Source organism: Marinobacter litoralis (genome assembly GCF_003336705.1).
GTDB lineage: Bacteria > Pseudomonadota > Gammaproteobacteria > Pseudomonadales > Oleiphilaceae > Marinobacter > Marinobacter litoralis.
In genome coordinates, this window is record NZ_QMDL01000003.1 from 328528 (window position 1) to 341934 (window position 13407).

General features: G+C 56.1%; 12 protein-coding genes. 5 read left to right on the forward strand and 7 right to left on the reverse strand.

Annotation, left to right across the window (positions count from 1 at the left end; translation table 11 throughout):
* Positions 1-132: 132 nt before the first annotated feature.
* From DOQ08_RS11235 to DOQ08_RS11245, 3 genes are all read right to left on the reverse strand, one after another.
* Positions 133-1551, reverse strand: coding sequence for a sodium:solute symporter family transporter (locus tag DOQ08_RS11235; RefSeq protein ID WP_114335017.1), 1419 nt, complete (start codon positions 1549-1551; stop codon positions 133-135).
* Between the two features lie 80 nt (positions 1552-1631).
* Positions 1632-2603, reverse strand: a complete 972-nt coding sequence (locus DOQ08_RS11240; protein ID WP_114335018.1) for a radical SAM protein — start codon at positions 2601-2603, stop codon at positions 1632-1634.
* 69 nt (positions 2604-2672) lie between these two features.
* Positions 2673-4829: an FAD-dependent oxidoreductase gene (locus DOQ08_RS11245; protein ID WP_114335019.1), complete on the reverse strand. Its 2157-nt coding sequence runs from the start codon at positions 4827-4829 to the stop codon at positions 2673-2675.
* 187 nt (positions 4830-5016) lie between these two features.
* On the opposite strand from DOQ08_RS11245, the gene DOQ08_RS11250 reads away from it, so the two are divergent.
* A complete protein-coding gene (locus DOQ08_RS11250; protein WP_114335020.1) occupies positions 5017-5637 on the forward strand; it encodes an RNA polymerase sigma factor in 621 nt (206 codons plus the stop codon).
* Entirely contained in the window at positions 5631-5876 is a 246-nt protein-coding gene (locus tag DOQ08_RS11255; protein WP_114335021.1) for an anti-sigma factor family protein, read from the forward strand. Before DOQ08_RS11250 ends, DOQ08_RS11255 begins: the two co-directional genes overlap by 7 nt.
* On the opposite strand, the gene DOQ08_RS11260 is transcribed toward DOQ08_RS11255, so the two are convergent.
* Entirely contained in the window at positions 5834-6586 is a 753-nt protein-coding gene (locus tag DOQ08_RS11260) for a DUF6969 family protein (protein ID WP_114335022.1), read from the reverse strand. The genes DOQ08_RS11255 and DOQ08_RS11260 overlap by 43 nt on opposite strands.
* Before the next feature lie 64 nt (positions 6587-6650).
* Entirely contained in the window at positions 6651-7331 is a 681-nt protein-coding gene (locus tag DOQ08_RS11265) for a cytochrome-c peroxidase (RefSeq protein WP_227537612.1), read from the reverse strand.
* A 204-nt stretch (positions 7332-7535) separates the two neighbouring features.
* Between DOQ08_RS11265 and DOQ08_RS11270 the strand changes: the two genes are divergently transcribed.
* Positions 7536-8312 carry a YiiX/YebB-like N1pC/P60 family cysteine hydrolase gene (locus tag DOQ08_RS11270; RefSeq protein ID WP_114335023.1) on the forward strand — a complete coding sequence of 259 codons (777 nt, stop codon included), beginning with the start codon at positions 7536-7538 and terminating at the stop codon, positions 8310-8312.
* Here DOQ08_RS11270 and DOQ08_RS11275 read toward each other — a convergent pair.
* Positions 8304-9155, reverse strand: a complete 852-nt coding sequence (locus DOQ08_RS11275) for a DUF547 domain-containing protein (RefSeq protein WP_227537613.1) — start codon at positions 9153-9155, stop codon at positions 8304-8306. The two genes, DOQ08_RS11270 and DOQ08_RS11275, sit on opposite strands and share 9 nt — an antisense overlap.
* Positions 9156-9253: 98 nt before the next feature.
* Positions 9254-9877 (reverse strand): YbhB/YbcL family Raf kinase inhibitor-like protein, encoded by a 624-nt coding sequence (locus DOQ08_RS11280; protein WP_114335024.1) that lies wholly within the window; start codon positions 9875-9877, stop codon positions 9254-9256.
* A 322-nt stretch (positions 9878-10199) separates the two neighbouring features.
* Between DOQ08_RS11280 and DOQ08_RS11285 the strand changes: the two genes are divergently transcribed.
* Both DOQ08_RS11285 and DOQ08_RS11290 read left to right on the forward strand, forming a co-directional pair.
* Positions 10200-11510, forward strand: coding sequence for an NAD(P)/FAD-dependent oxidoreductase (locus DOQ08_RS11285; RefSeq protein ID WP_114335025.1), 1311 nt, complete (start codon positions 10200-10202; stop codon positions 11508-11510).
* A gap of 106 nt (positions 11511-11616) precedes the next feature.
* A complete protein-coding gene (locus DOQ08_RS11290) occupies positions 11617-13329 on the forward strand; it encodes a potassium/proton antiporter (protein ID WP_114335026.1) in 1713 nt (570 codons plus the stop codon).
* The last annotated feature ends 78 nt before the right edge of the window (positions 13330-13407 follow it).

The window sequence follows — 13407 nt, forward strand, 5'->3', positions numbered from 1 at the left end:
CCACAGAACCCCCCTCTAACCCTAAAGATAGTCCAAGCCCCAAAAACGCGCCAATAAAAAATAATGGCCACCAAAACCTTTAGGGCTCCAAATATTGGAGCCCTCACGGCTAGGATTGGCAGTTCCTGATCGTTACCACGCTTCGGAATCACCCTTGCGCCCGGGCACAACGACGTTCGCCAATCGGCGCACCAGCAACGGGACAAAGAATCCGGTCGTACAGATCAGAATGCCCCAAGCGTTCACTCCCAACAGCATGGCGTACTTTCCCTCTCCTATGGCCCAGCTCGCGGGAATTAAACCCACCGTCAGCAATACCCCGAGCCCGAGACCAGTCCAAAAACTCAGATGAAAACTCCAGGGCGACCAGCGAGTGAAGCCATAGAACAGGAACACCGGCGCCAGCCCCATCACCATGGTGCCGGATATGGTGGTGGCGGTCAGAATGTCGGTACCGGCAAACATCGGGATATTCCCCACGAACGCGAACACCACCATCACCGCCGCTCCCGCCCGGATGCTTGGCAACTTACCCCCGGCTCGCCTGGCCAGCTTCGGCAAATCCACCGCAAGAGATTTCGCTAGCGAAGTAAATGTCGAATCCAAGGTAGAGCCTGCCGAGGTCATCATCACCACACTCATAAAGAACAAGGCCGCCAAGCCCAGAGACTGGCCCACCGCCGCAGGGGCGTTACCCATAGCCTCAATACCGTTCAGGCGGGCATGCACACCCACCAGACTGAAGATAAACACCGCCACGAATCCGAGCAGACCTGCCACCACAAAGCTTTTGAGCATAGTCTTCTCTTTGTTCACAAAGCCCCGGTCGGTTAGCACGGGGTCGTGGAACGGGTAGCTGAACATCTGCAGCAAGGCCACCAGCAACAGATCCACTCCGCTTTCCAGCCGGAACTGACCATTGCTCAGAAGGGCGCTGGTATCGTTTCCCGGAATGATCAGAAACAACACAGCGCCAACGAAGAACACGAAGACAAAGGCCTGAATCACATCGGTGAATATCGATGAACGCAACCCACCCTTGAGGCTGTAGGCGAGGGTAAACGCGGTAAACACCATCGCAGCTGCGTAGTATTCCCACTCTCCGGGCAAGCCGAAGTAGCCGCCCACTACCGCGGTATTACTCCAGACTTCGTTATAGAGTCGGATCAGAATCGCGGCCGCAAAGGCTAGGCTCGCAAGCCGGCCAAACCGTGAGGTCAGAAACTCCTGAAGGCTTCGGGCTCCGGTTTGAGTTCGTATCAGGTAGATCACATAGCCGGCCACCGGGATCGACAGCCAATAACTGGCATAGGCCAGGCCTCCTACTACGCCGTAACTTGCGCCCAAGTTGGCCGCATTGGTCACGGACTTGGCAAAGATCCAGCTGATAAAAATGCTCGCAGTGAGTGACCACTGACCAACGGGATTGCCCTGATCGTCTGCGCCTTTGTAAAACGAGTTGGCGTTTTTGCTCTTCGGCGACAGCGCATACATGACCACGCCGTATACCATGAGAAATCCCCAGAACAGGGTGCCTTCGGTCGCATTCATTGTTTGATTCGCCCTTTTTTTGGCTTGTTGGTTTTGGAGGGCCACCCCTGCCCGAAAGGCCGACCACTCCCAAACAAAACTCAAACAGGAGCCGAACAACTAGCCCCAAACCGATAACAGGAAAAACACCGGTGATGCCGCAACATGATGCGTTCATCCATGCTCTCCGCCAGCGTGCCACCCAGATCGTATTGAGGGTCATCATCCACCAGCGTGCAGGCATACACCCGAACCTGATCACCTTTCTTCACCAGCATCCGAGTATAGGTGCACATGAAATGGGCCCGTGATTCCGGCGTTGGGTACTTCTCCATGCAGCCTTCGGTTATTTCAGGGCTACCGTCTTCGGAACCCGGGGCGCCTAAATCGGGGAATGCGGTGAACGCCAGGTTTTCAGGGATTTTGTGTTCGCGGAAGATGGCTCGGAACGCCGCTTCGACATCCGCAGGCACTTCACCCGGGTCGGTTTGGCGGGCAACAGACACTTTAAAACCCTGCTCGATAAGCCAGTGAATGCCTTCCAGCGCCAGATCAAAACTGCCGTCGCCGCGATCTTTGTCGTGCCGGGCGCGATCGGGGAAGTCCAGGCTAACGCGGAAATGAATCGGATAGGGGTTTTCCAGCAAAGGCAGAATCTGATGCCGGCGCTTCAGTAGTGGCTCGGTGGCGTTGGTCAGCACGAAACAGGGGCGGTGCTGGCTGGCGTAGTTCAGGATGTTCACAAAATCCCGAATCACAAAGGGCTCGCCACCGGTAAACGAAAACTGCTCCACCCCCATCGCAATGGCTTCGTGGATAAACGGCTTCACATCGCTGAGCTTCATACCGGGAATGCGCCCATCACCCGGGTGAGAACCTTCCAGACAGAACGGGCAGGCCAAATTGCAGGCGGTGCCGGTGTGAATCCACAGCTCTTTTAACTTGTCGGCATCGATGAAGCCACGGGGGTCGCCACTGCGTGTGTGAGTCCAGCTGTCACGAGCTCTGGGGGCCAGTACTTCCACCGCTGGAATGCGCTCACCTTGGGGGGTCTGAAGTTCCGTCAGGGGCATAGTTGCTCCTCGTTTTTATGAGTTATCTTGAACACAGACACGGCCTGCAGCGGTTTGTTACAAACACCATCAACGTTTTCCCAGCCGCCATGCATGCAGTTTAGACAGAAATGCCAGAACTCTCTGGGGCGCATGGGCTCGTTTCCATTCACCGGCTGCATATTTGGCGGACTCGTTCCAGGTTGGGTAAGGGTGGATGGTGCCCAAAATCTTGTTCAAGCCCAAACCGTGTTTCATGGCGAGCGTGAACTCTGCCAGAATTTCTGCACCGTGAGACCCCACCACCACAGCGCCCAGAATCTTGTCCTTACCCGGCACGGTCAGCACCTTGATGAAGCCCTGCGCTTCGCTTTCCGCAATGGCCCGGTCCAGATCATCGAGGCCGTAACGGGTGACTTCATAAGCCACACCTTGCGTCTTGGCCTCGGCTTCGCTCAAGCCGACCCGGGCCACTTCCGGTGAAGTGAAGGTCACCCAAGGCATCACCCGGTAATCCACCCGAAAGCGTTTGAACGCCCCGAACAGGCCGTTGACCGCGGCATACCACGCTTGATGGGCTGCTGCATGAGTGAACTGATAGGGGCCAGCCACATCACCACAGGCAAAGACATTGGGGAAGCGCAGGCTCATGTCGTCTTCAACCGGTACGGTGCCGTTGGGCAGAGTTTCCACACCAATCCGCTCCAGATTTAGTCCGTTCGTATTGGCCGCTCGGCCCAGAGCCACCAGCACTTGATCAAACGGGATACGAACCCGCTCGCCGTTATGTTCGCAGTAGGCAACCTTCTCACCGTTTTCCAGGCAGAATTCGGCGGCAGAGTGCTCCAGTCGCACGTCAATGCCGTCGGCTTCGAACTGCGCCTTGAGCACCGCCGAAACGTCTTCGTCTTCTCGCGCCAACAGACGGTCTCCGCGTTCAACCTGAACCACCTTGCTGCCCAGCCGGGCAAAGGCGTGGGCCAGCTCCGAACCGATGGGGCCACCGCCGAGCACCAGCAAACGTTCCGGCTGTTCTTGCAGGTCCCAAAGGTTGTCCGAGGTCAGGGGGGCCATGGCATCCAGACCCGGAATCGGCGGCAAGGCCGGCTTTCCACCAGTGGCCACAATGATGCTGCGGGCGGTCAGGCGTTCGGTGCGGCCATCGTTGTGGCGCACTTCCAGTTCCCAGGGCGACACAAAGCTCGCTTCACCGGCAATGCAATCCACGCCGAGCTGCTGGTAGCGCTCCGGAGAATCATGGGGCTCTACTTGCGCGATCACGTCTTTGACGCGGTTCATGATGTGTTTGAACGAAGCCTGCACCGGCACGGATTCAAGGCCGTAACGGTTGGCATGACGCAGGGTGTCTGCCGCTTTGGCACTGCGAATCAGCGCTTTGGAAGGAACGCAGCCGGTGTTCAGGCAATCACCGCCCATCTTATCCTTCTCTATCAGCGCCACTTTGGCTTTGACCGCAGCGCCAATGTACGCCGAAACCAGCCCAGCCGCGCCACCGCCAATGACCAACAGGTTGTAATCGAACTGCTTAGGCTTCTCCCAGCCCGCATACACTTTGCGGTTACGGATAAAGCCCACCACAAATTTAGCCAGCAGCGGAAACAACGCGAGCAAGGCAAACGACAGCAACAAATCACCGGAGAGGATATCGCCGGTGGATTTGATCTGACCCAACTGGGTGCCGGCATTCACGAACACAAAGGTACCCGGCAACATGGCAATCCAGCTGACCAATGCGTAGGTACGCAATTTCATGGCCGTTAAACCCATGGCCAAATTGATCAGGAAGAACGGGAATACGGGGACCAAACGCAGGGCTGCCAGATAGAAAGCACCGTCTTTTTCGATGCCCCGGTCAATTTTGGCAACGGTGTCCTGGTAGCGATTACGAAGGGTATCCCGAAGCAGGAAGCGCGCGACCAGGAACGCCATTGATGCCCCGATCGTCGATGCCACAGACACCGCCGCCAGCCCATACAAATTGCCAAAAAATGCGCCGCCGGCGAGGGTCATGATCGCCGCTCCCGGCAACGACAGAGCCGTCACCAGCACATAGACAGCGGCGTAACCAATCACCGCCACAAACAGGTTCTGGTCAATCCAGTCAGCAATCGCATCCCGGTGCTGCTGAAGGTTTTCCAAGGTCAGCAGCTGATGCAGATCGAAACCGATAAAAGCCACCACAATGACTGCGATAACCAGGAGAAGATAAAGCTTTTGTCGACTCATAAGTAGGCCTGTTAGAGGTGCATTGATAGAGTGCTGCACACACCCTGACACGCTCAACCATTGGATGTTACACCGGTTTTACCCTAATCTTTCACACAACGGTTCCACACTACAGGAACTTTTTGGCGTTCCGAAACACTATTCAATATACCCACATGCAAGCTGAGCGCGCCCGGGACGCACACTCATGGACACAGCGGTGCAAAAAGACTCCGAATACGCCCTGATCGAAGCTCTCCAGCAAGGGGACGCTTCCGCCTACGAAAAAGCCGTGCGTGCTTACTCCTCCGGCATGCTTGCCGTCGCCCGCTTCTATCTGGAGCCCTCAAGCGCCGAAGAAATTGTTCAGGACTGCTGGGTAACGGTGATAGACGCCATTCAAAAGTTCGAAGGTCGGTCGGGCCTGAAAACCTGGCTGCACCGGATTGTGGCCAATCGCTGCAAAAATAAACTCCGCTCCAACAAGCGTGAAGTGATCACGGACTTCTCCGAGCTTCTGGACCCCGAACTGGCCGAACGATTCAATGCTTCACGCCGGTGGGACCAACCGCCTCGCCTGCGATTTGATGAATCTGCCGATGTTTTGTTGGAAAACGGAGCCTTGAGTGACTGCCTGGACAAACACCTGTCGGCCTTGCCGGAAACCCAGCGTTCTGCGTTGATGCTGTATGAGGCCCACCAGCACACATCGGAAGATGTCTGTAACATTCTGGATGTCAGTGCATCTAACCTCCGAGTACTGTTACACCGAGCAAGGCAGAAAATCTTTCTGATGGTGGAAACCTTCCAGGAGTCCGGCGAATGTTGATGTGCAAAGATCTGGCGGAAATCGCCAGCGATTACATTGATGGCGAGCTGTCCACACCGCAGAGTCTGGCCGTCAGAATGCACTTGATGATGTGTAAACATTGCCGCTCGTTTATCGGCAACCTCCGGGCAAGCACTGACCTGATACAAGCTCACTCGTATGCAGAGCCTGATGAAGAAATGATGTGCCGAATTGATCAACGCATCGCCGAGGCGCTCAAAGCCCGCAAAAAAGGCTGATCCTTTCGCGCCCTTCTGGCTTGCTCTGCTGTCAGCTTAGCCGCCCAGCTTTCTACCTCAATTGGCATACTGCCGGTTATCTCCAAGGAACGATCCTCCAACACCCACTCCAAAGCTTGCCCCTGCCCATCGTTAACCACCGTATCCCGGTGCTTCAACAACGCTTCAACGTGCGGTCTAAAACAACGCACCATCGCCGTCAGCCACCGGTTCACCGGCCAACTTGGATGCGCATGATCAATAGCAAACTGATCCAGTGCCGCTATCACCGATTCTGCCGGTAGCCAGCTTTCATCCGTAACCCACCGGTTGACCGTGAACAAATCGGTCGGGTAACCCCAGGCATCCATGGATATAGCGACCAAATGCGCCACCCGGTCCTCGCCCACAGGCCCAAGTACAGGCTCCGCGCTTTCTGGCAGGGCTGAATCACGCACAAACAAATGGAAATGGCCATGCTCGGCATGATCCTCCCGGTGAGCATGGTAGTAGTACTGGGAGGCCGTTTCCCGGTCATACACATCTTCTTTCGGGTAGTGGTCCATTTCATAGAACGGGCCTTGGTCTTTGAGCACTTCACCGACGATGTTCAGCCCCCCTTTCTTCAGTACGCGATAGCATTCCCGAATCTCGTCTATGGCGGCAAGACACGTCGCCAACTGGCGACTGCTCAGGCTTGTGAGTTCAGGAATCCGGATAATTTCGGTCATCGGGTTTCTCCTCGGACGCTGTTGTCACCCGCTACAGCGAAAACAGCGTTCGCCCTCTGATAGTTTATTGAGCCTGATTAGCCTGAACCTTGCTCATGTAGGCCGTGAGCGCAGCCAGCTCTTGGCTGTCCCACGGAAAGGGTTCAGAGGCCATCGGCTGCACCATGCATATTTGCACCATCTCATCCAGATGCACCTGATCCATACCGAAGATGTTTTTCGCCATGGCGACCGGGTGCGGATAATCGTTGGTAAAAGTCGCGCTATAACCCGCACCGTCATTGTGACAGCTGGCACAAGCCAGTCCGTTACTGCTGAGGGAGGGGTCATTGAACAGCTTCTTACCCATGGCTACCAAGGTGTCGGGATTACCCATGTAGGCTTGATAGCTGGCTGGCCGAGTCACCTTCTTGGCGGCACAAGGGTTGGCTTTGGCGCCGCACTGACCGGTTGCCGCGCACGGATTGCAGCCCTTTGGTGCACAGGGATTCTTCGTCGCGCAGGGGTTTTTACTGGCGCACGGGTTCTTGGCCGCACAGGGATTGCACCCGGCTTTGCAGCCAGCCTTGCCGTACTGCCCGGCTTTACACTTCCCTTTACACGGGGAACAGGGGCCACAACCGGCAATGGCCTGACCACCGCCGGTGCCCAACATGGCGGTCATCAGGGCGGCCGACCACCAAGCGGCATGACGGTTTTGTCCAAAGCTACGAACTGCGTGGGTTAGAGCATGTGTGGTTGTCATGATGTCTCTCTCCGTTCAGGAGTCAGGTTGCGAGCCCTCAAAGCCCGCCACCGCTAACAAAAGCGGTTGAATGTTAGACACCCTGACAAGCGGGTTGTTACAAAGTTTATGTTTAGCTCCCGGTGTGCGGCCTGATACCGGAACACAGGCTTTGCACCGATGACTGTGCTACTAATTAAAAAAGCGTTGTGATCAGGAGGTTCCATGCTACTGCGTTGGCTGACCCGGCAACTGGCCGCTTATTTGACGAAAGAGATTTCCCACAACTCCATTCGCACCTCAACCTGGGATGCTCTGGTAACCACGATTCAACCCGGGGACGTTTTGCTGGTGGAAGGAACAACCAGAATCAGTGTGGCCATCAAGTACCTGACCCAATCGACCTGGTCTCACGCTGCGTTGTATCTGGGGCCGGATGCCGGGCTCGGCACCTCGGCTAAAGGCGAAACTCACACACTGATCGAAGCAGATCTTGAACAGGGCATTCGACCACTGCCGTTGTCGCATTACCGGCACGCGCACACGCGTATCTGCCGCCCAGTGGGGCTGTCTGAACGTGATGTTGCCACCCTGACCGAATACGCTCGCAGCCGTATCGGTCATCAGTACGATATGAGGAACGTGTTTGATCTGGCCCGCTACCTGCTCCCTACACCACCGGTGCCAGCACAACACCGGCACAAGCTGCTGGCCTTTGGCAGTGGCGATCCCACCCGTGCCATCTGTTCAACGTTTATCGCCGAAGCTTTTCAACGGTTGCGGTACCCGATTCTGCCGGTCGTAGAACTTCTGCCCGCAGACGACCCGGACTGCCATGACTGCATTCGGGAGCTGTACCGGGTCAAGCATCACTCCTTGTTCACCCCGAGAGATTTTGACGCCTCGCCTTATTTCCGAATCGTTAAACCCACGATTGAAGCAAATTTCGATTACCGTGCTCTGAACTGGGGTGATGAAGTTTCAGACGTGGAACTACCTTAATTCCGGGAAGTTTTCAGGCCGGTTAAGCGTCCAGTCATAATCGATGAACCTGTAATTCGAAACGTTTTTAATCTGATCCCCCAGCTCCGGTGCCGCCCACTCAAGAATAAACGCCTTCACCGAGCCGGATGCTTCAACAAAGTCTTCCTCATACCACTTAAACAGCTCGGTGACTGTGAGCTGCCCGGAGCTCATATCCAGGTGCCGCCGAGTATTCAGTGCGCGCCGAGTATTGTCCGCCAGCAATGTTTCCAGATTACTCTCGGTGTAGAGCTGGTTGCGAAGCGGTGGGCAGCCGGTTGATGCGCAATTCACGGCAAAGTGCACTCGGGGCTCTTTCCAGCCTTTTGCTCGATACGCTTTGCCCAGCAGAATATTTTTCTGAATGCCGTCCAAACTCAAGGCTCGACCACCCACGTTAAAGATTTCGCGCTCGAACACCGAATCCACAAACGGATTGATTCGCCCACCGTAATCCCACACAGATGCCACCAAACGACCCTCAGGCCTGTCGGTCAGTATCTGGTCAATCATGAAAAAGTTATAGGCGTTGATCCAAAAGGCGATGGACGCGTCCCGGCCTTTCAGGTTGTCCGGGTTAAAGTTGGCCAAGGCCCGGCGCTGGCTCCGTAGCAAGCGATCTGTTCCATCATCCTCAAGCGCTCCGGAATAATCGAAAGCCGACACCAAGCCGTTGCCCGGCAACGTTCTTTCGATAACGTATTGACTCAACAGCTTCTGGTAAGGGGCATACAGGGCTTCAGAGGCATCGGCCTGAACCGGCATCACCGCCAACAGCAAAAGGAAGGCTAAGCAAGAAGATAAAAGGGCTTTTAGCGGCACAAGGCTTCTCCGGTCAGTGTTCTACCCATACCGGACACCCCCGGGGGCAAATTGTTACGACCTTCTGCCCGACAATCTGTCGGGCAGAAGCTATGGGCTTAACGCAACGCAGGGTTCAGCGTGTAGGTGCCGGTTACCCGGGCACTGGCCAATACGTGTCCGGCCATTGCTTCCCGCACCGCATTACCGTCAAATTCGCCGGTCAGATTCAGGCTTTCGACATCCAGCGCATGCACTTCAAAGTGATAGTGGTGGATGATTTCATCGTTCCAGGGCGGGCAGGGGCCATCGTATCCAGCATAGGTGCCGGCCATGTCCGGGTTGCCTGCCAAAAACTGGGTGTAGTTGTTGATACCGCGCACACCTACCGGCCCCGGCCCGACCGGCTTACCTTTCGGGCTGACGCCGTCACTGTCTTCACCTTCCGGAATCAGGCGGGTCGTGGCCGGCACATCCACCAGCAGCCAATGGAAAAAGTCTACCCGGGGCAGGTCTGCGGGTATGGTTTTTCCTTCCTGGTTCACGTCATCCGCAACGCTCGGTACGTCCGGGTCGAACATCATCACAACGAAGCTCTTGGTGCCTTCAGGAACACCGTCCCAGCTGAGTTCCGGGTTACGGTTGGGCCCAAAACTCATGTGATTATCGGGATTGAACACACCAAATGCGAACTTCTCCGGTACCGGATGCCCTTCGGTAACACCACCAACCTCTAATTTCACGATCTTATCTCCTGTTGTTCGGTCCTTTTATTGTCTTAGACTAGCTTATACCCAAGCGGTACGGGTTCACAGTTGTTCGCTGCAGATCCACTGTTCCGACACAAATCAACAAACGTTTGAAACCAGCACTGACAAACACAACCCACTGATAATTATATACTTTAGACGTAATACCAACAGGCAGGCAATTGCCTTACACCCACTTTGCAGCTAATATTGGTGTCCACACGTGCCCCCGCCCAGCTGGAACCAGAGGCGATAGCCAAGCGTTTTTGATCCGTTCAAGAGTGTTTGGCTTTCACTTCTTTAAGGTTTCACCGTTATGGAAAGTCTGCACCACATTGTCGTCGTTGGCGGCGGCGCCGGGGGCTTGGAGCTCGTTACCAGCCTGGGCAACAAACTCGGTAAAAAGAAAAAAGCGCGCATTTCTCTGGTCGACGACGGCCTGACTCACGTCTGGAAACCCCTGCTTCACGAAGTAGCCTCCGGTTCTCTGGATGCCAGCACCAACGAAGTTAATTACCGGGCTCACGCTCGCAAGCATCATTACGAGTTCCAGCTCGGCCGCATGAACGATCTCGACCGTAGCAATAAGGAAATCGTCATCGCCGCTTTTCACGACGGTGACGGCAAAGAAGTCGTTCCGGAGCGGCGCCTCAAATACGACACGCTGGTTATTGCGGTTGGCAGCACCGCCAACGATTTCGGCACACCCGGCGCGCAAGAACACTGTTTGTTTCTGGACAGCCTTCACCAAGCCCAACGTTTTCACAGCTTGCTATTGAACGCGTTCCTCCGCAAAAACCATGAAGCGCTGCTGGGCAATCCTCACGCCCTGAACATCAGCATCATCGGTGCCGGAGCTACCGGTGTAGAGCTTGCCGCCGAACTGCGCCTGGCCTCCCGCGAGCTGCCGGTGTACGGCATGAACCATCTCAAGCCTTCGGACGTCTCGGTGAGCGTGATTGAAGCCGCCGACAGAATTTTGCCGGCTTTGCCCGGCCGATTGTCTGCTGCGGCTACGCAAGAACTGAAGCGACAGAACGTTAAGGTTTTAACCGGCCAGCCAGTGAGCGAAGTAAGGAGCGACTGTCTGGTGATGAAAGACGGCTCGGAAATCCCGTCAGACATGACCATCTGGGCCGCGGGCATCAAAGCACCGGCGTTTCTTGCCGAATTGGAAGGCCTGGAAACAAATCGCGGCAATCAGCTGGTGGTTGAGCAAACCCTGAAAACCACCAATGATGACAACATCTACGCGTTCGGCGACTGTGCTGCCTGCCCCCAACCCGACTCAGACCGGCCAGTACCACCTCGGGCCCAAGCGGCTCACCAGCAAGCTGACGCACTCGCAAAAACCTTGTGCAACCGGCTGGAAGGAAAAGCTCCGGTACCTTTTGTCTACAAAGATCATGGCTCACTGATTAACTTCAGCCACTACACCACTGTGGGCAATCTAATGGGCAATCTGTCAGGTCGCAGCATGTACATCGAGGGCAAGGTAGCACGGCTGTTTTATGTCTCGCTGTACCGGATGCATCAAGTTGCGCTGCACGGTTTTGTGCGCACCGGAGTGATCTGGCTAATGGACAAAATCAGCCGCGCGATGCACCCGCGACTTAAACTCCACTAGGCAACAAGGGGACGCTACCATTGCGGTAAGCCCCCCTGCATAATGTCAGTTCAAGCAACACTTTGTTTGGGCCAACGCTCGGGCATACCTTCTGATCTGGAGTCTCATGGATCCCACGTTCACGCTCATCGGCGCCCTGATGCTGGTTTTCAGTATCGTCCTCAGCCCCCTCTCCAGCCGGGTCGGCATGCCGGTTCTTCTGGTGTTTTTGGGTGTGGGCATGCTGATGGGCGAGGACGGTCCTGGCGGCATTGAGTTTGACGATGTCGAGCTTGCCGTCATCATCGCGAGTTTAGCGTTGGCGGTCATACTGCTCGATGGCGGCATGCGCACCCGGGCCGAAACCTTCCGGGTCGGCCTGAAACCGGCATTGCTACTGGCTACGGTAGGTGTGGCCATGACTGCAATGGGCGCGGCCATCGTTGCCTGGTGGGTCTTCGACCTTCACTGGCTCATGGCATTACTGATCGGTGCCATCATCTCCTCCACCGACGCCGCCGCCGTATTCTCATTGTTGCAAGGTCGAGGCCTGCATCTGAATGAACGGGTGAGCGCAACCCTGGAAATCGAGTCCGGCAGCAACGACCCGATGGCCATCTTCCTGACACTGATGCTGGTGACCCTCATCAGCGAACATCAAGACGGTGCCATTGCTTCCGGGCTGCTGATGCTGCTTCAGCAATTTGGCATTGGCGCTCCTGCGGGTTTGCTGGGCGGGTATTTGATCGTGGCCTTGGTGAACCGGATTCATCTGACCCCCGCGCTTTATCCTCTGCTGGTGGCGGCGGCGGGGCTCGCGGTGTTCGCGGCCACCAATGCCGTAGGCGGCAGTGGTTTCTTGGCCATTTACCTAAGCGGTGTGGTCATTGGGAACCGTCAGGTGAAGATGATGCCACTGATCCTACAAGTCCATGACGGACTGGCCTGGCTGGCGCAGCTTTGCCTGTTCCTGATTCTCGGCCTGCTGGTGAGCCCATCGGAATTGGTTCCTCTGGTTGGCAGCGGCCTGATTCTGGCCTTCGCTCTGATCTTTGTGATCCGGCCCGTTACCGTGATTGCCACCCTTTGGCCGTTCGGTTTCAACCGCAGGGAAATTGGGTTTATCAGTTGGGTCGGTTTACGCGGCGCAGTACCTATTGTGCTGGCGCTGTTCCCAGTGCTGGCCGGGCTGCCAGACGCCAAGCTGGTATTCCACGCGGCCTTCTTTATCGTACTCGTTTCGCTTCTTGTGCAAGGCACTACCATGGCGCCTCTGGCCCGAAAACTGAAACTGGAAGTACCCGCAACTGAAGCGCCATTTCGTCGGTTTCCTCTGGATGTCCCTGCCACCGGCGACCACGAATTGATGCTTTTCCCCCTTCGCGGCAAGAGCTGGAACCAGCCGAAGGAAATCAGTTTGTTGCGCCTGCCCGACCACACCGCCATCGCCGGCGTTTTTCGCGACCGTGAATACCTTCAGCCTCGCCCGGACTTGGCCGTCAGCGCCGGTGATGTACTCGCGCTGTTCGCAACACCCGTGGGCGTGACGGAACTCAGCAAGGTGCTCAGCACGCGAGACATCCCCAAACACCTGGCAGAACGGACCTTCTTCGGGGACTTCGTGCTCAATGGAGACGCTTTGCTTGGCGATGTCGAACAGGTTTATGGCATCGAGCTCAAAGAAATGCCTTCCGAGCTGACGCTGGCCAAGTGCTTTGACCTGCGCACCAAAGGGCATCCGGTGGTCGGCGATATTGTGACCATTGGCCCGGTATCGTTGGTTGCCAGGGCGATTGAAGCCGATCGGGTGACCAAAGTCGGCCTGAAAATGGAATCCTGACCGAAAACTGTGCAGAGGTACGTAAAGCCAACAAATGTAACAAAACCCTCTTACCCACACCCCTGCACCCTATGCTAT

Coding starts and splice junctions, on each gene's coding strand:
- DOQ08_RS11235 (WP_114335017.1), bottom strand. CDS start 1,551: ATGAATGCGACCGAAGGCACCCTGTTCTGGGGATTTCTCATGGTATAC.
- DOQ08_RS11240 (WP_114335018.1), bottom strand. CDS start 2,603: ATGCCCCTGACGGAACTTCAGACCCCCCAAGGTGAGCGCATTCCAGCG.
- DOQ08_RS11245 (WP_114335019.1), bottom strand. CDS start 4,829: ATGAGTCGACAAAAGCTTTATCTTCTCCTGGTTATCGCAGTCATTGTG.
- DOQ08_RS11250 (WP_114335020.1), top strand. CDS start 5,017: ATGGACACAGCGGTGCAAAAAGACTCCGAATACGCCCTGATCGAAGCT.
- DOQ08_RS11255 (WP_114335021.1), top strand. CDS start 5,631: ATGTTGATGTGCAAAGATCTGGCGGAAATCGCCAGCGATTACATTGAT.
- DOQ08_RS11260 (WP_114335022.1), bottom strand. CDS start 6,586: ATGACCGAAATTATCCGGATTCCTGAACTCACAAGCCTGAGCAGTCGC.
- DOQ08_RS11265 (WP_227537612.1), bottom strand. CDS start 7,331: ATGACAACCACACATGCTCTAACCCACGCAGTTCGTAGCTTTGGACAA.
- DOQ08_RS11270 (WP_114335023.1), top strand. CDS start 7,536: ATGCTACTGCGTTGGCTGACCCGGCAACTGGCCGCTTATTTGACGAAA.
- DOQ08_RS11285 (WP_114335025.1), top strand. CDS start 10,200: ATGGAAAGTCTGCACCACATTGTCGTCGTTGGCGGCGGCGCCGGGGGC.
- DOQ08_RS11290 (WP_114335026.1), top strand. CDS start 11,617: ATGGATCCCACGTTCACGCTCATCGGCGCCCTGATGCTGGTTTTCAGT.